We start from the raw sequence: 18813 nt of genomic DNA, 5'->3' as shown, positions 1-18813 counted from the left end.
GGCATGGATCTGCAGGTGCTGCGCTCCTTCCAGGCCGTGGCCGGGGGTGCGACGGTGACCGACGCGGCGGCCGACGCTCACATCACCCAGCCCGCCCTTTCCCGGGCCCTGAACCGGCTGGAGAGCGAGGTCGGCGCGGAGCTCTTCCATCGCGTCGGCCGCGTCCTGCAACTGACTCCGGCCGGGCGGGTGTTCAAGGAGTACGTCGACGCCGTACTCGACAGCTACGACCGGGGCCTGCGGGCCGTGGCCGAAGTGGTCGACCCCGACGCCGGCGTGGTCTCGTTGGCCTTCCTGCACACCCTGGGCACCTGGCTCGTACCGAAGCTCGTCACCGGTTTCGGCCAGAGCTTCCCCGGCGTCCGTTTCGAACTGCACCAGTCCGACGAGAACGGCCTCGCCCAGATCCTCCTCGATGCCACCGCGGACCTGATCATCACCAGCAAGGACCCCCGCCACCCGCTCATCGCCTGGCGATGTCTCCTGGTCGAACCCCTCTGGCTCGCGGTCCCCGCCCGCCACCGCCTCGCCCAACGCCGACGGGTCCGGCTGGCCGAGGTGTCCGACGACCAGTTCATCGTGCTCAAACCCGGCTACGGCCTGCGCAGCATCACCGAGACGCTGTGCCGTCAGGCCGGGTTCAGCCCGCTCGTCGCCTTCGAGGGCGAGGAGGTGGAGACCCTGCGCGGACTGGTCGCGGCCGGTCTCGGCGTGTCCCTGATCCCCGTCTCGCGCGACGCTCCGGAGACCAGCCCGGACCTCCCCATCCGCTACCTGGAGGTCACCGACGTCCACGGCGCCCGCGACATCGGCATCGCCTGGCTGGCCTCCCGCACCCTGCCCCCGGCTCCGAAGCGTTTCATGGACCACGCGTTGCGTACGGCGGCGGAAGCAGGAGGAACGGCTACGGGGATCACCTGAAGCCTTGTTTGCTCGTCCGGTCAGTCGTCTCCCCTGATGATGTTGCACTCGACGCTCGTATGCCGCGACGGCGGGGAACTGGTGTCCCGGACCGGGGAAACGCAGGTGCGGACACCCTTGCCCCGCACGTGATGAGCTTTCGCCCATCCCGTTTCGGGCACGCGCAGGACTTCCTTCTTTACAGTGCGCGCTGGCACGGAACTCAACTACTTTCTGTGTCGGGGATATTCAGCCCACCGGCCTCGGGACCGAGGAGCATCGAGGAATCTGGTCGTTTCCGCAGGAGCCGCCGCGGAATCAGCTGTTCAAGTCTTTCAAGCGGCTGCGCGGCAATTCCTTTCCCAGTCGCCGCCGGACTGAGCGAGTACCCCCGATCGGGCAGGACTCACCACCAGTTGCTCTGCGCCTTGCGCCCTTCACCGCGAATTCGGAGCGGTTGACGCGCATTCGTGTGAGCCCGCCGACGGCGGGCACTCGGGGCCGCGGCGGATCCGTCCGGACCGTCGCGGTGTGACCGGAGGTGACGACATGGGACACGGCGGAAATGTGATCGACGAATTGGTCACCGATCACCGGGAAGTGGAGGAGATCTTCGGCAAAATCGAGGCGTTGCCGCCCGGTGCCAAGAACCGCAAGGTGTATGCCGACCAGGCCACGATGGAGCTGGTCCGGCACTCGGTGGCCGAGGAGGCCTACCTCTACCCGGCCGTGCGCGAACACGTGGCGGGCGGAGACGCGCTGGCCGACAAGGAGATCGAGGATCACTCCAAGGCCGAGCGGATCATGAAGGACCTGGAGGGCTGCGAGGCGGACGACCCTCGGTTCGACCTGCTGATGGGCTCCCTGATGAGCGAGGTGCGGACGCACCTCTCCGACGAGGAGCAGAACCTCTTCCCGAGGTTGCGCGCGGCTTGTCCCCCCGCCGCTCTCGACGATCTGGGCGACAAGGTCCGCCGGGCGAAGAAGATCGCGCCGACCCGCCCCCACCCTTCCGCCCCGGACGAGCCGCCGGCGAACAAACTGCTGGCACCGGGTGCGGGGTTGGTCGACCGGTTGCGCGATGCGATGAGCGGCCGCGGGAAGCTCGACTGACGGTAGACCCCAGGAGCCGGCAGCGGACGCGGGCCGGCGGGAGGTGATGAGCCGTGGCCACGACAACCGGTGATCGGAAGCAGGGCTACGACGCCACGCCGTACCTGCCGAGCCGCCGTGCCGGTCTCGCGGGGCTCCGTAAAGCCGCGGCCCAGTGCCGCGGCTGCCCGTTGCACGAGAACGCGACGCGGACGGTCTTCGGCGAGGGGAACGCCTCCGCCCGCGTCCTGCTCCTCGGGGAGCAGCCCGGCGACCAGGAGGATCGGCAGGGTAAACCGTTCGTCGGTCCGGCCGGCAGGGTTCTGCAGCGTGCGCTGGAGGACGCGGGCATCGCGTTCGAGGACACGTACGTGACCAATGCGGTGAAGCACTTCAAGTTCACCGTCCAGGAAGGGCGTAAGCGCCGTATTCACAAGGCACCGAACCTGCGGGAGATGACCGCGTGCAGACCGTGGCTCATGGCCGAACTGCGGCTCGTGTCACCCGAGGTGGTCGTCGCGCTCGGTGGCACCGCGGGGAAGGCCCTCCTCGGTTCGTCGTTCCGCGTGTCCGAGCAGCGCGGCGCCCTCCTGCCCTGGCCGGATCAGGGCCTGGGTCCGGGTGCCGAAGGGAGCGGTGAACAGGGCGGCGCGGCTGGGGCCGTACGCGGTCTGGTGGCGACGATCCACCCTTCCGCCGTCCTGCGTGCCGAAGATCGCGACGCCGTGTACGCGGGTCTTGTCTCCGATCTCCGGGTGGTCGCGGACATACTGTCGAGCGCGAAGGAGGCGTGAGTCGGCCCCGGCCCCGGACTTTCGCCTCCGTCGGCGTCAGAGCTTCTCCTCCATCCGGATCGCCTTGCGCAGGTCCTCATGGGCCTGGCCCGCTTCCCCCTCCTTCTGTGCGAGCAGGGCGGCGGCGATGCTGTCGAGTTTGCGCTGGATGGCATGCTCGGCACGGCGTTCGGAGTTCTTCAGCAGGGCCAGCAGGAGAAGGTTGACCGACGTCATGACGTCACCGATGAACAGCTGCCAGCCCAGCGCGAGACCGGCGGCATGAATGGCGATGAAGGCGGCTACGAGCGCGAGGCACAGGCCGTAGAAGACCATGGAGCTGGTGAAGTTGGAGGCCTCTTCGGCCAACCGCTCGAACCAGCCCCGGCCGTTGCGTGAGCGCTCCGCCGGGTGCGGGGTGGTCATTCGATCATCCTGTGGTGCGGGGCGGGGCCCAGATCGTGGAGCCCCGCCGTTCCGCCGGACGGCGCCCCTCGATCCGGTCCGGTCAGCCGGTAGACGTGGAAGGCACGGGCGATGACGGGCTGCGCCACGTTGCGTACCTTCACTCCCCCGCTGGTCATGCCGTGTTCCGTGCCGGAGTGCGCGTGTCCGTGGACGGCGAGGTCGGCGCCCGCCGTGTCGATGGCCTCGGCGAGCAGATAGCTGCCGAGGAACGGGTAGATCTCCAAGGGCTCACCGGCCAGCGTCTCGGGCACGGGCGAGAAGTGCGTCAGGGCGATCCGGACATCGCACCGCCGCCCGCCCAGCTCCTTCAGGGCGGTACGCAGACTGTCCGCGCGGTGGCGGGAGTAGCGGACGAACTCCTTCATGACGGGCTCGCCGAACTCGCCGGCGCACCGACCCACGAACCCGCCGCCGAACCCCTTGGTACCCGCCACGCCGATGCGGGCGCCGCCCCTGGTGACGACCGTCGCCTCGCCCTCCAGGACGTCCGCTCCGGCGTCCCGCAGGATCGCCGTCACCTCGTCCGGGCACCCGTCGTGGTGGTCGTGGTTGCCCAGGACGGCGACCACCGGGACTCCCAGGTCCTTGATCTCCCGGGCCACGACCCGCGCCTCCTCGGGTGTGCCGTGCCGGGTGAGGTCGCCTGCCAGCAGCAGGACGTCGGCGCAGTCCGGCAGCGTCTCAAAGGCGGGGCGGAGCGTGCCCTGGCTCTCGGGGCCCATGTGGATGTCGCCGACGGCCGCTATCCGGATCATGCGAGTTCCTCCGCGTGGTCGGGAGGGGTGGTGTCCGCGACGACGATGTCGCAGTGCACGGGCAGGCCCGCCAGTTCCTCACGGGCGGTACGGAGAATGTCGTCGCGGCACTGCGCGGACGGGACCGTGCCCGTGAGCAGGACCGCCCCGGCCCGGGCCTCGGCCCGCACTCCCAGCTCGCCGCAGTGGCCCTCTGCCAGCCGCTCGGCGAAATGAGCCACGCGGTATTCCGGGCTCCCCGCTTCGAGGGCGCCGGAAGGCTGTGCACCATGGCCGCTCATGGGCGCTCCTGCTGTGCGGCCGACTTCGTGTCGGCGTCGATGACGTTCAAGCGCTCAAGGAGGAAGAGGAACGCGGCGGGCATCGGCTCGTCGCCACAACGGCCGCGCACCTCCTGCCAGTCGACCTTCTCACGCAGCGAGCGGGCCACGGGGAGTACGGCACCGAAGTCGCAGTGGTGTTCCGAGAAGGCGGTGTTCAGGCTGACCAGGAGGTCGGTCGGCGACAGGACCGGCATGCGTACGGAGTCCACGGGGAGTTCCTCGGCGCGGGCCAGCAGGGCGGGGGTGACCGGCTGGTGGGCGAGCTCGAAGATGATGTCGACGTCCTGCTCGAAGCACGTGGTCTTCAGCAGCCAGTCCTCCGGCGGCACGCGCACGGTGAGGCCCGCCTCCGTCAGCGAGGCCGCCACCGCCTCCGCGTCCTCGGGCAGGACGCAGAAGTCCGCGTCGTGCTGGAGTCGCCCGGCGGCACCGTGGGCATAGACGGCCACGCTGCCGGCCAGCGCGAACTTGTGTCCGGCCCGCTTGAGAATGGCGCCCACCTGTTTGGTCGCCTCCAGGATCGCCTGGCTGCGATCAAGGGGCAGGTCCTGCCCCTGCGGCGCCGGGTTCGACATCGGCTCCTCCATGAACGGCCGACTGCGGTCCTCCACGTCGGTCGACGAAGGCGGGACCCTCAGGTCATCGGCTCGTCGCCCATGCTGCCGTGCCGTGCGGGGCGGGAAGCGCAGTGCCATGGAAACCTCCGTGACCTCCCCCACGGATGCTTCGGGATCCCCTCCCCGGTACCCCGTCGACAGCCGACGACACCCTGTACAAGGTGGTGCCCACCGGGTACCCGGAGCGCGGCTACTTCTTCGCAAGGTGGTGCGCGCAATGAGGTGCCGTCCGCCTGACCGGAACCTCTGACCTGGAGCTGCTGCTGAGGGCGGACACCCTGATGGCGGCCTTTGCCGACTGGCCCAGCTGCTTGCCCCCCTCTCACGCCGGCGAGGCGCTGGCGCCCGGAGGTCGGCGGAGTTGGTGCAGGCAGACGACCGAGGCGACGATGGTCCGCCGCTCGGAGGCGTCCAGGCTCGGGACCATTTCGACGACGTACTGCTGCAGCCCGGTCCACGAGTCGATGGTGCTCACCGTGACCCGGCCGAGAATCTCCGGCGTCGGGCCCCCTTGCGGATCGGTCTCCGTGAGATGCCATTCGGTGGACACGAGGCCCAGCCGCGTGAGGAGGAGTTGGCGTCCCTGCTCCGTCCGGAGGCTCAACTGCCGGGTCTTGACGAGTCCACTGGCACCGGCGGTGCCGACCTCCCGGTCCGCGGCGTCGGTGAAGCGGAACTCCACCGGCCCGAACTGCTCGATACGGACGATGAACTCACCGGACGTCGTCGTGAGGACGCAGTACGTGTCGTCGGTGAACGTGACCCAGGCGAGCGGGGCCCCCTCCACGGTGGACACGCCCAGGGCGGGGCCCACGTATCTGCGCCACCGTGATCGCTTCGGCTGGCCCACCACGACAGATTCCAGCTCGAACAGCCCGGGTTCCGTCATCGCTCTTCCTTCCCCCGCCACGGTTTCCCCCTCGACCGAGTACGTCCACTGTGGCCGAGAACCCGCCCGACGCCCATCCCTCGGGCGGACGTCGGGCCGCAACCGCCGCCGTGATCCGCGCCCTGCCACCCTTCAGTCACAGGATTGCCACAGCGCCCGGACAGTGACCTCACGGTGTGCATCATGATCCTTCAGCAGCATCAGCCGATCCTGGGGGAAACATGAAGACCCGCACAGCCGCCTGCACCGTCCTGCTCGTCCTCACCGCTGCCCTCACCGCCTGCGGCAGTGGCGGCGACTCCAAGGCCGACCCCGCCGCCTGCAAGGCCGCCATGGAGAAGCAGTTCAAGGACGCCATGGCCGCCGGTGACAAGGCCGCCGCATCCGACCGCCCCGACTCGTGCGAGGGCGTGGACGACAAGACCGTCCAGCGGTACGCCACCGAGATCATGCAGAAGCAGATCGGCGACGCCGTGGACAAGAACCTGAAGGGCCTGGAGACGGCCCAGCCGTAACGAGGTGGCGCCCGTGGCCGGCAACCCGCGCAACGGGCGCCTTGACCGCCGCCTCGTCGACTGAGGTACTGGACAGGGAGGACGAGGCGAGATGATGCGAGTCACCGTGCTGGCGGTCCCGGCTGCCCGAACACCCCGCTGGTCCAGCGGCGGAACACGGCGGCGCTGGCGGGGCGCTCCGCCGTCGTGGAGCTGGTCGAGGTCGCCGACGAGGCCGAAGCCGTGCGGCGGCGCATGACGGACTCGCCGACCGTACTGCTTGGCGGCGTGGACCCGTTCGCCAGTCGCCGACGAGGCCGAAGCCGTGCGGCGGCGCATGACGGACTCGCCGACCGTACTGCTTGACGGCGTGGACCCGTTCGCCGTTCCGGGTGCCGAGCCGAGCGTGTCCTGCCGGCTCTATCGAGGCGCGAACGGCAGGCCCCTGGAGGGCGCTCCGACCGTGGACGACCTGGGGCAGGCGCTGGCGGCCGCGGGCTTGCCTGCCGGCTTTCCCAGCGACGACGTGCCGAGCGCATGACGGTGCGGCCCCCCCTGAGACCTCTCCCCCGGCTTTGGTGATCGTGCGGGTCAGTACCCGGCCCGCGCGAGCAGACCGGTGAGGTAGACGGCGAGCGACCGGCCGAGAGCCTCGGTGAAGTCCAGGCGCAGGACGACCAGTGAGGGGTCGGCCTCGTAGGCGGCCTTGACGGCGGGGGCCGGGTGGCTGTGCGTCCACAGGGCGCCGATGAGCACGATGACGGTGTGCGCCGCCTCGGCGGCGGCGTCCTGGTCGAGTTCGGGAAGCGCGCGACGGATCAGGTCCGCGAAGCCGATGAGGCCTTCCAGGGCGGCGCGCTTGTAGCGCAGGGCGACCTCGGTGGAGACGTTGTGCTCCAGCACACCGGCCTGGGCACTGATCAAGTCGCTCAGGACGCGGCGACTCGCCAGGGAATCGGCCAGGTCGGCGGCGAAGGTATCGGCACGCTCCCGCGGCCCGGCTCCGGCGTCGATGCGGGCGGGCAGCCGCTCGGCGGCTTCGTCGAGCCACGTCCGGGCGGCGAGGACGAGGAGGTCGAGCAGGACCGCCTCGCGGGACTCGAAGTACCGCAGCACATTGGACTTGGCCAGGCCGACGCGGCGGCTCAGTTCGTTGAGGCTGATGGCCGAGACGGGCATCTCGTCGAGCATCGCGGCCGCGGTGTCCAGGATCGCCTGGCGTCGGATCTCTCGCTGCTCCTGGTTGCGCGCGCGTTGGAACGTCATGCGGTCATATTACGCACCACCGGTCTCTTGACATCAGACCTGCGGTCTCTTACGTTCGAGTCGAAAGAGACCGCAGGTCTGTAATTCGGGCCCGCACCCCCAGCGCGGCGATGTATCCACGTGAGCGCCCCTCACCGCCACGCCCTACGCCCAATGAGGTTTTCGATCATGTCTCGCAAGGTTGCCCTGGTCACCGGAGCCTCGTCCGGCATCGGCGAAGCCATCGCCCGCCATCTGAAGGAGGCCGGTTACACCGTGTACGGCGCTGCCCGCCGCGTGGATCGCATGGCCGCCCTGGCCGAGGACGGCGTCCACACCCTGTCCCTGGACGTCACGGACGAGGCCTCGCTCACGGCGGCGATCAAACGCATCATCGACGCGGAGGGCCGTATCGACGTCCTGGTCAACAACGCCGGCTACGGCTCGTACGGCGCCCTCGAAGACGTCTCCCTGGACGAGGCCCGCGCCCAGATCGAGGTCAACGTCTTCGGCCTCGCCCGCCTCACCCAACTCGTCCTGCCGCACATGCGCGCCCAGCGCAGCGGCACGGTCGTCAACATCAGCTCGATGGGCGGGAAGTTCACCACACCCCTGGGCGCGTGGTACCACGCCAGCAAGTACGCCGTCGAGGCTCTCAGCGACGCCCTGCGCATGGAGACCCGACCGTTCGGCATCCATGTGACCGTCGTCGAACCGGGCTCCATCCAGACCGAATGGGGCGACATCGCCGCCGACAAGCTCCGGCGCACTTCAGGCGGCGATGGCCCCTACGCGAAGCAGGCCGAAGCGATGGCGAAGACGCTGGAAGGCAGTTCCCGAGGCGGCCGTATGACCTCGCCGCCCGCGGTCATCGCCAGGACCGTCACCAAGGCCGCCACCGCCCGCCGCCCGAAGACCCGCTACCGGGCCGGGTTCGGCGCCACTCCCCTGGTCCTCCTCAGCAGGATTCTCCCGGACCGGACGTTCGACGCACTGATCAAGCGCGCCTCCGGGGTTCCGGCCTGACGGGCATGCGCTGTCAGCGGCGCCTCTCGACGCGGTACTGCGCGACCGGCCCGAAGGCCGCCGCGACGAGGATGGCGACCCCGTGACCGAGGACGGTGTTCAGCAGTCCGACCGGGGCGATCAGGAGTCCCGCGACGATCGCCGGCACGCCGAAGCTCAGGTAGGCGACCAGGTAGACGGATGCGAAGAGCCCGGCCCGCTGATGCGGCTGGACGAGCGGGGCGACGGTACGGACGGCGCCCGGGAACGAGGCACCGAAGCCCACGCCGCCGATGACGCCTCCCACCCACAGCAGGGAGAGCGTTCCGGCCGCGACGCCGGCCTCGATCACCGCGGTTCCCAGCAGTACGCCCGCGGCGCCCACGAACGTGGTGCGGCGCGAGGTCAGCCGGCCGAGGAAAAGGCCTGCCACGCCGGCCGTGGCAGGCTCGACGAAGGCCGTGGCACCGTTCAACAGACCGCTGTGCAGGCCCAGCAGGTCGCGGATGATGGTGGGCACGAGTCCCATGAACCTGGGCAACGGCGCCCAGGACCGTGGCCGGCGGATCGGCGACCGGGTCGCGGTCGGCTGGTTCCCCGGTTCGCCGTGCACACGCTGACCGTCAACCACCGCACCACAGAAGAGATCCTGGCCAGCACGCAGAACCTGCTCGCACGAATCGCCCGCCCCCGGCCAGAGACCGAGCCGGTCGATCCGACACGGCGAGGCCCCTCGCCACGTCATGGCGTGCGCCGACACACTGACCGCGGTCCTGGCCCGCGAAATCCAGACCCTGACCGCCGCGTACCCGGGCGAACTGCTCGCTGATCTGCCCGGACGCCAGAACCGACGAACTGGCCACCTCCCCCATCACCGAACAGGCGCGGCTCGTCCCGGCATCCGAGTGCCGAGGCCTGGAGTTCGACTCCGTCATCGTCGTCCTGCCGAACGAGATCGTCACGGCCAGACCCGGCGGCGAAAGAGACCTCTACGTCGCCCTCACACGTGCCACAAAGAGACTGCGCACGATCGGCATCCGGACGGCCTGAGTGGAGGTATCAGTGGTGACCATGTTGAATCGAGTAGCCGTCCTGTCCGACATTCACGGGGTCCTGCCCGCGCTGGAAGCAGTGCTCGCCGAGCCGGACGTCAGCGCCGCTGACCGCATCGTGCTCACCGGCGACATCACCGCGGGCCCGCAACCGGCCCAGGTCCTCGACCTGTTGACCAGCCTCGGTGACCGGGTTGCCTGGATCAGCGGCAACGCCGACCGTGAACTCCTGGAGTACCGCCGCGGACAACGCGACTCGATCCCGGACCCCATCGCGCCCTGGGCCGCGCAACAGCTGCGCGAGGACCACCTCGAACTCCTCGGCGCACTGCCCCGGTCGCTCTCCCTGTCCGTCCGCGGTCTGGGAAAGGTGCTCTTCTGCCACGCAACTCCCCGAGGCGACGAGGAGGTTGTCCTGGTCGACTCGTCCCTCGACCGCTGGGCGGAAGTGTTCAGCGGGCTCGACGCCGATGTCCGCGCCGTGGTCTGCGGTCATACCCACATGCCGTTCGTGCGCCTCGCCCACGGTCGCCTGGTGATCAACCCCGGCAGCGTCGGTATGCCCTACGGCCGAAGCGGAGCCCACTGGGCCACGCTCGGCCCGGGCGCCGAACTGCGCCACACCGACTTCGACATCGAGGCCGCCGTCGCCCAGGTCAGCCGGGACTCGTCCTACCCGGACATCGAGCAATGGAGCGACTACTTCCTGCACGCGCGTGCCACAGACGCGGACGCCCTCGCGGCCTTCGGCCCACGGGACGGACGTAGGCAGACGGAGTGATGCCCCCGATCCACAGCCGGGCGGTGTTCTCCCGGCCCAGGGCGTTCCGGCTGTCGCCGGCCATGACCGGCTCGGCCTGTGCGCAGTCGAGCTACGGCTCCCCGATCACCAGTTCCCGGTGCTGCCGGCCCGGGGCGTAGTTCACCCGTTCGGCAAGTCGTCGGCGGTGGTGGCGGGGGCCGTGCGAGACGCTTCTCCTCGCGTCGAGGACGCTCCGGGTGGGGCTGCCGCGTTGTCCGTGCCGCTGTGTCGTCTGGCGCCCGGGGCGGGCTTCCCGTCCACTGAGTGAGGCACGATGCCTCGGTTTCCGCGCTGGAGAGGTGTTTGGAGATGACGGTGGCCTCCTCTGAGCGGTCGGCACGGACCGCCCGGCAGGTGCTGGCAGAGGCAGGTGCGGTGACGCTGCCCGCACTGCGGCAGGCGGTCGACGGGCTGCCGGGGAGGATCCGGCATCTGGTGGGTGTGCATTTCGGCTGGTGGGACCTGACGGGTGCACCGTCCGCCGGAAACGACGGCAAGGCGCTGCGCCCGGCGTTGGCGCTGTTGGCGGGCACCGCGGCGGGGGGCGGCCCGGAGACGGGGGTACCGGCGGCGGTGGCGGTGGAACTGGTCCACAACGCCTCGCTGCTGCACGACGACATCATCGATCAGGACCGGCTGCGCCGGGGCCGGCCCGCCCTGTGGGTCCAGCTGGGGGTACCCGCCGCCATCCTGGCCGGGGACGCGCTGTTCTTCCTGGCCACCCGGGTCCTCGCCGAGACCCCGCCGCCGTTGGGCGAGGCAGCGGCCGGCCAGTTGACCGCCGCGGTGCAGCAGCTCATCGACGGTGAGTACGCCGACATCCTCCTGGAGTCCCGTGCGGCGGTCTCCGTGGCGGAATGCGAGGCGATGGCCGCGGGCAAGACCGGCTCCCTCATCGCCGCGGCGTGCGGTCTGGGGGCGCTGGCGGCGGGCGCGGACGAGGAGCGGGTGGGGCATCTGCGGGCGTTCGGCACCCATGTCGGCGTGGCCTTCCAGCTGGTCGACGACTGCCTGGGGATCTGGGGAGATCCAGTCCGCACGGGCAAGCCGGCGGGGTCGGACCTGGCCGCGCGCAAGAAGTCCCTGCCGATCGCGGCCGCGCTGGGCAGTGGGGGGGCGGCGGGCGAAGAACTGCGCAGTCTCTACGCCCGCCCCGAACCGCTCTCACCGGCCGAGGTGGCAAGGGCGGCCGACCTGGTAGCGGCGACAGGGTCCCTCACCTGGGCCGTCGAACAGGCCGACCAGCACATCCAGCGGGCCATGGACCGGCTGAACGCCGCCGACCCGGACCCGACCGCCGCGGCGGAGCTGATCGCTCTGACGCAGTTCGTCACCGGACGGGATCACTGACGCGCGTGCCAGCCCCGCAGGTCGTCCGCCCTGCCGGATCCGTCACGGAGATCGATCGCCATCCCCGACGCCGCCGTCCGCGCGCACCCGCAACCGCCCCTTCGCCGCCAGGCGATCCAGCCGCCGCTGCTCCTTCACCGCCCACCGCTCCACCCGTCCCGGGTCCAACGGGCCGCCGTGGCCCACATGCAGGCGCGCGGGTCCCAGTGCGAGCATCCGCCGCAGGCTGGCCAGATTGCCGAGTGGGTCGTCGTGGAACGGCGGGTTCGAGGGGCGGCGGCGCAGCATGCCCAACAGCGGTGTCGCGACCAGGTCGCCGGCGACGAGATCGCCCGCGTCCGTGAGGACGGACATCGACCCGGCAGTGTGGCCCGGAGTGGGGACGATGCGGGCTTCGATGCCGTACGCCTCCAGCCGCATCTCGCCGCGGACGAGGATCCGCGGTGTGAACGCCTCGGCTTCGGCATGGAAAGGCGGTAGCGGGGACAACAGCCTGCCCAGCATGCCGGTCGGCAGATAGGGCTCGCGTACCCGGCCACTGGTGTACGGCCCGAGATCGCCGACATGTGCGGCGATCGGCGCGCCGGTCAGACGGCTCAGTTCGGCGGCTCCGCCGAAGTGGTCGATGTGGCCGTGGGTGACGACGATCGTGGAGATGTCGCTCGGGTCCACGCCGTGCTCGGCGACGCGGTCGTGGATCTTGCGGCCGCTGCCGGGGACGCCGGCGTCGATGACGACCGGTCGGCGGCCGAGGAGCAGGTAGGCGTTGATGTTCCGCTTCCCCAGGACCGGGAGGGGGATGACCTTCGTGCGGGGCACGGAGTTCTCCGTTCAGGGTGAAACTTGTTCGGGCGTCTCGACGCTATGGGTGCTGAATGAGCCGATCCATGCTTGTTGCGCGCACATTCATTGCCGTACGTCTCACGGCGTCGAGTACGCTGCCGTCATGGACGCGCTGGCGGATGTCCTTGCCGCCGCCAAGGTCGGCGGGACCGTGCTGGCCCGGGTCGACGCGGCGTCGCCCTGGGGCATCGAGTTTCCGCGCATGCCGATCGCCGTCTTCCACGCCGTCGTCGACGGCTCCTGCTGGCTACGGCGACCAGGGGCCGAGCCGCTTCGGCTCGTCACCGGCGATCTCGTACTCCTGCCCGTGGGGGCCGGCCATGTGATGTCCGGTGCCTCAACCGGTCCGGCGACTCCGTACGACGAGCTCGTGGCAACGCTCCCCGGAAACGGGAACGGAAACAGAGACGGAAACCGGGAATCCGAGATCCACGTCCCCGGACCGGGTCCCCGCACGCACATCATCTGCGGCGGCTACCGCTTCGACGGCCGCGTATCGCGCCCACTGCTCGCGCTCCCACCCGTGCTCGTGTTGCACGCCGCCGCGGGCGAATCGCGCGAGCGGCGCGAGCTCGCCGACACGCTTCGGATGCTCACGGCCGAACTCGCCGAGCCCCGCCCCGGATCCCGGACGGTCATCGACCGGCTCACCGACGTTCTGTTCGTCCATATCCTGCGTCGATGGGCCGCGGAGCACGGCGAGCACGGCACCTCATGGGTGCCGGCCCTGCGCGATCCGGAGATCGCCGCCGCGATCTCGCTCCTGCACGAGGACCCGGCCCGGCCGTGGACCGTGGAGGAGTTGGCTCGCGGGGTCGGTGTCTCCCGCGCCACGCTGTCCCGGCGCTTCGCCGACCGTGTCGGTGAGTCGCCGCTGGCCTACCTCACCCGCTGGCGCCTCGAACTGGCCGGCCGACGGCTCCGCGACACCGCTGACCCGCTGTCGGTCGTCGCTGAGAGCGTCGGCTACACCTCGGTATCGGCGTTCTCCCGTGCCTTCGCGCGTCAATGGGGGACGCCACCGAGCCACCACCGGGCCGACCACCGTCCGGCGTGATCCGATCGCGTCCCTGAGTGGAGGCCGGGGCGGATCGCTGCCAGACCCGGTCCTGGCAGACGTACACCCGCAGTCGGAATGTCAGCCGGAGATGGCCTGGAGGGGCAGCTCGATGAGGGCGTAGGCGAGGAGTGCGCAGGGTGCGGCGGCGCCGAGCGTCAGGGCGCGCTCTTTGTGTGTACGAGCCATGAGCAGCGGGATCAGCACGCAGAGCGCGAGGCATGTCCACGCCTGTGGGGCGTAGTGGAGGTTCCAGGCGTAGGCCAGGCCCTCCATGCCGAAGAGTCCGGCGAACGCGGCCAGGCCGGCGACGCGGCGGCGGGCATCCTGTCCGCGCCGCCACCAGTGGCCCGCGACGCCGAACAACGGGCCCGCAACGCAGGCCATGCCGAGCCAGACGAGCGGGAAGGCGAGGTCCCCGATACCGTCGCGGCCGAATTCGGCGTATCCGTAGTAGCCGACCACCAGGCCGACCTCCGCGCCGAGACCCCCGATCGCGGACTGCGACAACCGGCCCTGCCGCTGCAGCAGGGCTCCGGCGGCGAACGCGGCAGCGGACCAGACGGCGCCGGAGTTGGCTATCTGGTTCCATGCCCCGGGGAGCCATCCCTGGGCCAGGTTGGTGAGCACGCCGAACAGCAGGCCGCCGCCCGTCGCTGCCCCTACGCGGCCGCCCCACGCCCGCAGCCTGATCCCCGGGGCGGCCGGTCGGCTCGGAGTAGTGGTCGTCGTCATCGTGGCCTCCACAGTCACGGTCCCAGGACGCGACGCACTATACACAGCCTCTATACACGGCATGTATACACCGCTGGTATTCGTGCCGCTCCCGCACCGCCGCGCGGATCAGCCCCGTGCGGAGGACCGGCCTCAGCTCACCGCGCGCTTGATGAGTTCGCCGATCCGGGCCTCGTCGGCGGGGGTCAACTCCCGTACGGCGAAGGCGGTTGGCCACATGGCGCCGTCATCGAGGTTCGCCTGGTCGCTGAAACCGAGCGTGGCGTAACGCGACTTGAACTTCTGCGCGCTCTGGAAGAAGCAGACGACCTTGCCGTTCTTGGCGTACGCGGGCATCCCGTACCAGAGCTTCGGCGTGAGCTGCGGCGCACTGGCCTTCACGATGCCGTGGATCCGCTCCGCGAGGACACGGTCCGCCTCCGGCATCTCGGCGATCTTCGCGAGCACCTCGCCCTCGGTGTCCGCCTTGGCCGCGCGCGAGCCGCGACGCGCGGCCGTCTTCAGCTCCTGGGCGCGCGCCTTCATCGCGTCGCGTTCCTCGTCCGTGAAGCCGTCGTACTTCCTGTCGGTCTTGTCCGTGGTGCTGGTGCTCTTTGCGGACGTCTGCGTGGCCTTCATGGCAGGTTCCTCTCCGGCGGACTCGCGGGACTTGATCGCGGTCATTCCATCCTAGGGAGACGCCGTGACGGCCGCTTCTCCGAAACTGATCGGATGTCACACGGGCGGGATCACCCCGGGCTCAGCGGCGCAGGGTGGTCTCCCGCTCCATGTGGGACAGCTTCTCGGGATTGCGTACGGCGTAGAGGCCGGTGATGAGGCCGTCGTCGATGCGCACCGCCACGACGGTGTCGATCGCGTCGTCGAACCGGAGAATCAGCGCCGGGTAGCCGTTGACCTGTGCCGGTCGCATCGACCCCGCGGCGATTGTGCCCATTCCGGCGGCCAGCAGACGGCCCACCTTGTCGGCTCCCACGACCGGCCGCAGGACGGCCTTCTTGACTCCACCACCGTCGCCCAGGAAGACCACCTCCGGCGCGAGGAGGTCCAACAGGCTCTGCAAGTCGCCGGTTTCGGCGGCCCGTTGGAACGCGTCCAGCGCGTCCTGGGTCTCGGTCCGGGAAACGATCCCGCGCGGCCGGCGCGCGGCGACATGTGCCCGTGCGCGGTGCGCGATCTGACGGACCGCCGCCGGACTCTTGTCGACGGCCTCGGCGATCTCGTCGTACCCGAGGTCGAACACCTCGCGCAGCACGAACACCGCCCGCTCGGTCGGCGCGAGCGTCTCCAGCACCAGCAGCATCGCCATGGAGACGCTGTCGGCCAACTCGGCGTCCTCGGCGACGTCCGGGGCGGTCAGCAACGGCTCGGGCAACCAGGCGCCGACGTAGGACTCCTTACGGCGGCCGAGCGTACGCAGCCGGGTCAGCGACTGGCGCGTGGTGATCCGGACCAGGTACGCACGCTGATCCCGCACGCTCCCGAGATCGACACCCGCCCAGCGCATCCAGGTCTCCTGGAGCACGTCCTCCGCGTCTGCGGCCGAGCCGAGCATCTCGTAGGCGACGGTGAACAGCAGGTTGCGATGGGCGATGAACGCCTCGGTGGCGGCATCCGTGCGTCCACCGTCGGCGTGCTGCCCAGCCGCGCCCTCTACGCCCTCCGCGCCCTTCGTGTCCTCCATGTCCGCCGTGTGCTCGCTGCGCGCGCTCTTCACCTGCTGCTCCTGCCTGTTCGCTCTCGACAGTGTCACGCGCACAAGACGTCGGCCCCCCGCTGACTTGTGACACCTCTGCATGGTGGCGCTCGTCACACGACCGTGCCGTCACAAGAAGCGGGGCGCCGGCATCTCGTGTTCGGCAAACGCAACACCACGAGTGAGGACGAGATCATGGACGCCCGATTCAACCTGCTCGACAACGAGATCTCCAACAAGTTCGCCAAGCGGTTCGCCAACTCCGCCATGGTGATCGGCCAGTCGCCGCTGCCCAAGTCCACACAGGAGTTGGTGTCGTTGCGCGCCAGCCAGATCAACGGCTGCGGCTGGTGCGTCGACATGCACACCAAAGACGCGGCGGCCGCCGGCGAGACCCCTGTCCGCCTCAACCTGGTCGCCGTCTGGCGCGAGTCCACGGTGTTCACCGAGGCCGAGCGGGCCGCCCTGGCCCTCGCCGAAGAGGGCACCCGGCTCGCGGACGCCCACGAGGGCGTGTCCGACGAGACCTGGGCCCAGGTGCGCAAGCACTACGACGACGACCAGATCGCGGCACTGGTCTGCCTGGTCGCCCTGATCAACGCGGCCAACCGGCTCGCCGTGATCGTGCACCAGCGGGGCGGCTCGTACGAGCCCGGCACGTTCGCCACGGCGGTCAACTGACCGGCGGCCGCGGTCGGCCCGGCCCGGCCCGGGATCAGTCGATCCGGGCCGGGCCCGCGCATGTCCCGGTCGCAGCCGTCGTCGGCGTGGAGGGGGAGACGTCGACGGAAGCAGAGACGGGTGGCGCAGATCCGGCGAACTGGGGCGTACGGCCCGGTCGATTCACCCGGATCATGCATCTTCGCCCGCTTCAACACTCCTCCCCGGAGGGCGTCTTCAAGGGTTGCGTGGGTCGCACATGTGACTGATGTGACGTTCTTCCTTGCGGACGAAGGGCGGGTGCGGTGAATCTTTCGGGGAACGCGCGTCCGAAGAATTGTTATCCGAGGCTCCCCCGGCGGTCTCCCAGGTATCGGACAGCATCGTTCGGCGTCTAGGACAGGGAAGCGTTAGATGAGCACACAGCACGCGGCGGAGTCGGCGGCCTTGGTGATGGCCGCCCGAGACGGCGACCCGGAGGCTCAGGACGCCCTGGTCAGTGCCTACCTCCCGCTGGTCTACAACATCGTGGGACGGGCTCTGAACGGCTCGGTCGACGTCGACGACGTGGTGCAGGAGACCATGCTGCGGGCCCTGGACGCGCTGGGCGGCCTGCGCACGCCCGAAAGCTTCCGATCCTGGCTCGTGGCGATCGCGATGAACCAGGTCCGGGCGCACTGGCAGGACCGGCAGGTCGCCCCCGACGCGGTGGAGGAGGCCCACGATCTGGCCGACCCGGGGGCCGACTTCGTGGATCTGACCATCGTGCAGCTGCAACTGTCCGGCCAGCGCCAGGAAACCGCGGCTGCCACGCGCTGGCTGGAGCCGGACGACCGGGGGCTCCTGTCGCTGTGGTGGCTGGAGTGCGCCGGTGAGCTGACCCGGGCCGAGGTCGCCGAGGCCCTGGAACTGACGCCCCAGCACACGGCGGTGCGGGTGCAGCGGATGAAGGCGCAGCTGGAAGCCGCCCGTGTGGTGGTCCGGGCGCTCGCCGCGCAGCCGCCGTGCGAGGAACTGCGCGGCATGCTCGGCACCTGGGACGGCCGGCCCTCCGCGCTGTGGCGCAAGCGCATAGCCCGGCACGCCCGCGGCTGCGCGCGCTGCACGGGCCTGTGGAGCGGGCTGATGCCCGCGGAAGGACTGCTGGCCGGTCTGGGGCTGGTCGCGGCGTCGTCCGCGCTCGTCGCGGGCATCCGCTCGACCACCGGAGGGATGGTTCCGGCCGGTTCGGCGCTGCGCATGGATGCCTCCGCGGGCCGCACCGGATCCGGCCCGGCGGCCGGGCACCGCGCCTCGCGCGTGCGAGGTGCCTCCCGGGGCGAGGCCCGCCGGCGCCGTCGAATACGGCGCCGTGCCGTGGGCGGCGCCGTCGTGGCGGTCTGCGTGGCGGGCGGCGGCCTCTGGTACTTCGGTACGGACTCCGGCTCCGGGAACGACGAAACGACCACCGCGCACTCCGCCGGCGCTCCCGTCATGGACCTCTCGGCCCCCAGCACCGCCCAGAGCACACCGTCCGCCTCGGCCTCCGCGTCGCCTTCCCCGTCGGCGCCGAAGAAGGCGAAGGCGTCGCCGAGCCCGAAGCCCACCAAAAAGAGCACCCCGACCCCCCGGCAGACCATCCGGCCCACGCGTACGTCCGTCGTTACGCCGCCTGCACAGGCGGCCCCGTCCGGCACGGTGGCGCAGGTGGTCGCCCTGGTGAACAAGGAGCGGGCGAACGCCGGCTGCGGTCCGCTCACCGAGGACCCGCAGCTGGACAAGGCGGCGCAGGGCCTCTCGGACGACATGGCCGCGCGCAACTTCTTCGACCACACCGACCCCGACGGCCGGGACCCGGGGCAGCGCATCACCGCCGCCGGCTACCGCTGGTCCACCTACGGGGAGAACATCGCCCAGGGCCAGCAGACCCCGGCCTCCGTGATGGACTCCTGGATGCACAGCCCCGGCCACCGCGCCAACATCCTCAACTGCTCCTTCAAGAACATCGGGGTGGGCGTCCACAAGGGTTCGGGCGGCCCGTGGTGGACGCAGGACTTCGGCGCCAAGCAGTGAGTCGCTCT

Annotated in this window: 23 protein-coding genes; 12 read left to right on the top strand and 11 right to left on the bottom strand. The window is 70.4% G+C overall.

What is annotated here, in order from left to right; translation table 11 throughout:
- Positions 1-3 precede the first annotated feature (3 nt).
- The 3 genes from ACWGKT_RS06175 (at position 4) to ACWGKT_RS06165 (ending at position 2786) form a co-directional block, all read left to right on the top strand.
- Positions 4-921: a LysR family transcriptional regulator gene (locus ACWGKT_RS06175; protein ID WP_453272675.1), complete on the top strand. Its 918-nt coding sequence runs from the start codon at positions 4-6 to the stop codon at positions 919-921.
- A gap of 528 nt (positions 922-1449) precedes the next feature.
- Positions 1450-2013, top strand: coding sequence for a hemerythrin domain-containing protein (locus ACWGKT_RS06170; RefSeq protein ID WP_453272674.1), 564 nt, complete (start codon positions 1450-1452; stop codon positions 2011-2013).
- A gap of 53 nt (positions 2014-2066) precedes the next feature.
- On the top strand, positions 2067-2786 hold the full coding sequence (locus ACWGKT_RS06165; RefSeq protein ID WP_453272673.1) for a UdgX family uracil-DNA binding protein: 720 nt from the start codon (positions 2067-2069) through the stop codon (positions 2784-2786).
- Positions 2787-2822: 36 nt separating this feature from the next.
- Here ACWGKT_RS06165 and ACWGKT_RS06160 read toward each other — a convergent pair whose 3' ends face one another.
- The 5 genes from ACWGKT_RS06160 to ACWGKT_RS06140 form a co-directional block, all read right to left on the bottom strand.
- Positions 2823-3191, bottom strand: a complete 369-nt coding sequence (locus ACWGKT_RS06160; RefSeq protein ID WP_453272672.1) for a low affinity iron permease family protein — start codon at positions 3189-3191, stop codon at positions 2823-2825.
- A complete protein-coding gene (locus tag ACWGKT_RS06155) occupies positions 3188-3988 on the bottom strand; it encodes a metallophosphoesterase family protein (protein ID WP_453272671.1) in 801 nt (266 codons plus the stop codon). The genes ACWGKT_RS06160 and ACWGKT_RS06155 overlap by 4 nt, the downstream gene beginning before the upstream one ends.
- Positions 3985-4269, bottom strand: a complete 285-nt coding sequence (locus ACWGKT_RS06150) for a BON domain-containing protein (RefSeq protein ID WP_453272670.1) — start codon at positions 4267-4269, stop codon at positions 3985-3987. Before ACWGKT_RS06150 ends, ACWGKT_RS06155 begins: the two co-directional genes overlap by 4 nt.
- On the bottom strand, positions 4266-4898 hold the full coding sequence (locus ACWGKT_RS06145; protein WP_453272722.1) for a nucleotidyltransferase family protein: 633 nt from the start codon (positions 4896-4898) through the stop codon (positions 4266-4268). The genes ACWGKT_RS06150 and ACWGKT_RS06145 overlap by 4 nt, the downstream gene beginning before the upstream one ends.
- 352 nt (positions 4899-5250) lie before the next feature.
- Entirely contained in the window at positions 5251-5817 is a 567-nt protein-coding gene (locus ACWGKT_RS06140; RefSeq protein ID WP_453272669.1) for a hypothetical protein, read from the bottom strand.
- Positions 5818-6038: 221 nt separating this feature from the next.
- Between ACWGKT_RS06140 and ACWGKT_RS06135 the strand changes: the two genes are divergently transcribed.
- Complete coding sequence (locus ACWGKT_RS06135) at positions 6039-6332, top strand: hypothetical protein (protein ID WP_356150815.1); 294 nt, start codon at positions 6039-6041, stop codon at positions 6330-6332.
- 259 nt (positions 6333-6591) lie between these two features.
- A complete protein-coding gene (locus ACWGKT_RS06130; protein ID WP_453272668.1) occupies positions 6592-6852 on the top strand; it encodes a hypothetical protein in 261 nt (86 codons plus the stop codon).
- 50 nt (positions 6853-6902) lie between these two features.
- Here the strand turns inward: ACWGKT_RS06130 and ACWGKT_RS06125 are convergent, their stop codons facing one another.
- Positions 6903-7577, bottom strand: a complete 675-nt coding sequence (locus tag ACWGKT_RS06125; RefSeq protein WP_356150811.1) for a TetR/AcrR family transcriptional regulator — start codon at positions 7575-7577, stop codon at positions 6903-6905.
- 168 nt (positions 7578-7745) lie between these two features.
- Between ACWGKT_RS06125 and ACWGKT_RS06120 the strand changes: the two genes are divergently transcribed.
- Positions 7746-8582, top strand: a complete 837-nt coding sequence (locus tag ACWGKT_RS06120) for an oxidoreductase (protein ID WP_356150809.1) — start codon at positions 7746-7748, stop codon at positions 8580-8582.
- Positions 8583-8595: 13 nt separating this feature from the next.
- Here ACWGKT_RS06120 and ACWGKT_RS06115 read toward each other — a convergent pair whose 3' ends face one another.
- A complete protein-coding gene (locus ACWGKT_RS06115; RefSeq protein WP_453272667.1) occupies positions 8596-9081 on the bottom strand; it encodes a hypothetical protein in 486 nt (161 codons plus the stop codon).
- A gap of 305 nt (positions 9082-9386) precedes the next feature.
- Here ACWGKT_RS06115 and ACWGKT_RS06110 point away from each other — a divergent pair, with 305 nt between their 5' ends.
- From ACWGKT_RS06110 to ACWGKT_RS06100, 3 genes are all read left to right on the top strand, one after another.
- Entirely contained in the window at positions 9387-9611 is a 225-nt protein-coding gene (locus ACWGKT_RS06110; RefSeq protein ID WP_453272721.1) for a hypothetical protein, read from the top strand.
- 21 nt (positions 9612-9632) lie between these two features.
- A complete protein-coding gene (locus ACWGKT_RS06105) occupies positions 9633-10394 on the top strand; it encodes a metallophosphoesterase family protein (RefSeq protein ID WP_453272666.1) in 762 nt (253 codons plus the stop codon).
- Positions 10395-10724: 330 nt separating this feature from the next.
- A complete protein-coding gene (locus ACWGKT_RS06100; protein WP_356150805.1) occupies positions 10725-11765 on the top strand; it encodes a polyprenyl synthetase family protein in 1041 nt (346 codons plus the stop codon).
- A gap of 42 nt (positions 11766-11807) precedes the next feature.
- On the opposite strand, the gene ACWGKT_RS06095 is transcribed toward ACWGKT_RS06100, so the two are convergent.
- Positions 11808-12584: an MBL fold metallo-hydrolase gene (locus ACWGKT_RS06095; RefSeq protein WP_453272665.1), complete on the bottom strand. Its 777-nt coding sequence runs from the start codon at positions 12582-12584 to the stop codon at positions 11808-11810.
- A gap of 127 nt (positions 12585-12711) precedes the next feature.
- On the opposite strand from ACWGKT_RS06095, the gene ACWGKT_RS06090 reads away from it, so the two are divergent.
- Positions 12712-13665, top strand: coding sequence for a cupin domain-containing protein (locus ACWGKT_RS06090; protein ID WP_453272664.1), 954 nt, complete (start codon positions 12712-12714; stop codon positions 13663-13665).
- 81 nt (positions 13666-13746) lie between these two features.
- Here the strand turns inward: ACWGKT_RS06090 and ACWGKT_RS06085 are convergent, their stop codons facing one another.
- The 3 genes from ACWGKT_RS06085 to ACWGKT_RS06075 all read right to left on the bottom strand — a co-directional run bounded on the left by ACWGKT_RS06085 (position 13747) and on the right by ACWGKT_RS06075 (position 16081).
- Positions 13747-14400, bottom strand: a complete 654-nt coding sequence (locus ACWGKT_RS06085) for a DUF6518 family protein (protein WP_453272663.1) — start codon at positions 14398-14400, stop codon at positions 13747-13749.
- A 132-nt stretch (positions 14401-14532) separates the two neighbouring features.
- Positions 14533-15018, bottom strand: coding sequence for an iron chaperone (locus ACWGKT_RS06080; RefSeq protein WP_356150797.1), 486 nt, complete (start codon positions 15016-15018; stop codon positions 14533-14535).
- A 121-nt stretch (positions 15019-15139) separates the two neighbouring features.
- Entirely contained in the window at positions 15140-16081 is a 942-nt protein-coding gene (locus ACWGKT_RS06075) for an RNA polymerase sigma-70 factor (protein ID WP_453272720.1), read from the bottom strand.
- Between the two features lie 207 nt (positions 16082-16288).
- On the opposite strand from ACWGKT_RS06075, the gene ACWGKT_RS06070 reads away from it, so the two are divergent.
- Positions 16289-16774: a carboxymuconolactone decarboxylase family protein gene (locus ACWGKT_RS06070; RefSeq protein WP_356150795.1), complete on the top strand. Its 486-nt coding sequence runs from the start codon at positions 16289-16291 to the stop codon at positions 16772-16774.
- A 393-nt stretch (positions 16775-17167) separates the two neighbouring features.
- Positions 17168-18805 carry a sigma-70 family RNA polymerase sigma factor gene (locus ACWGKT_RS06065; protein ID WP_453272662.1) on the top strand — a complete coding sequence of 546 codons (1638 nt, stop codon included), beginning with the start codon at positions 17168-17170 and terminating at the stop codon, positions 18803-18805.
- Positions 18806-18813 lie beyond the last annotated feature (8 nt).

Source organism: Streptomyces sp. NPDC054794, from assembly GCF_053611585.1.
This window is presented reverse-complemented; position numbering and strand designations above follow the sequence as displayed.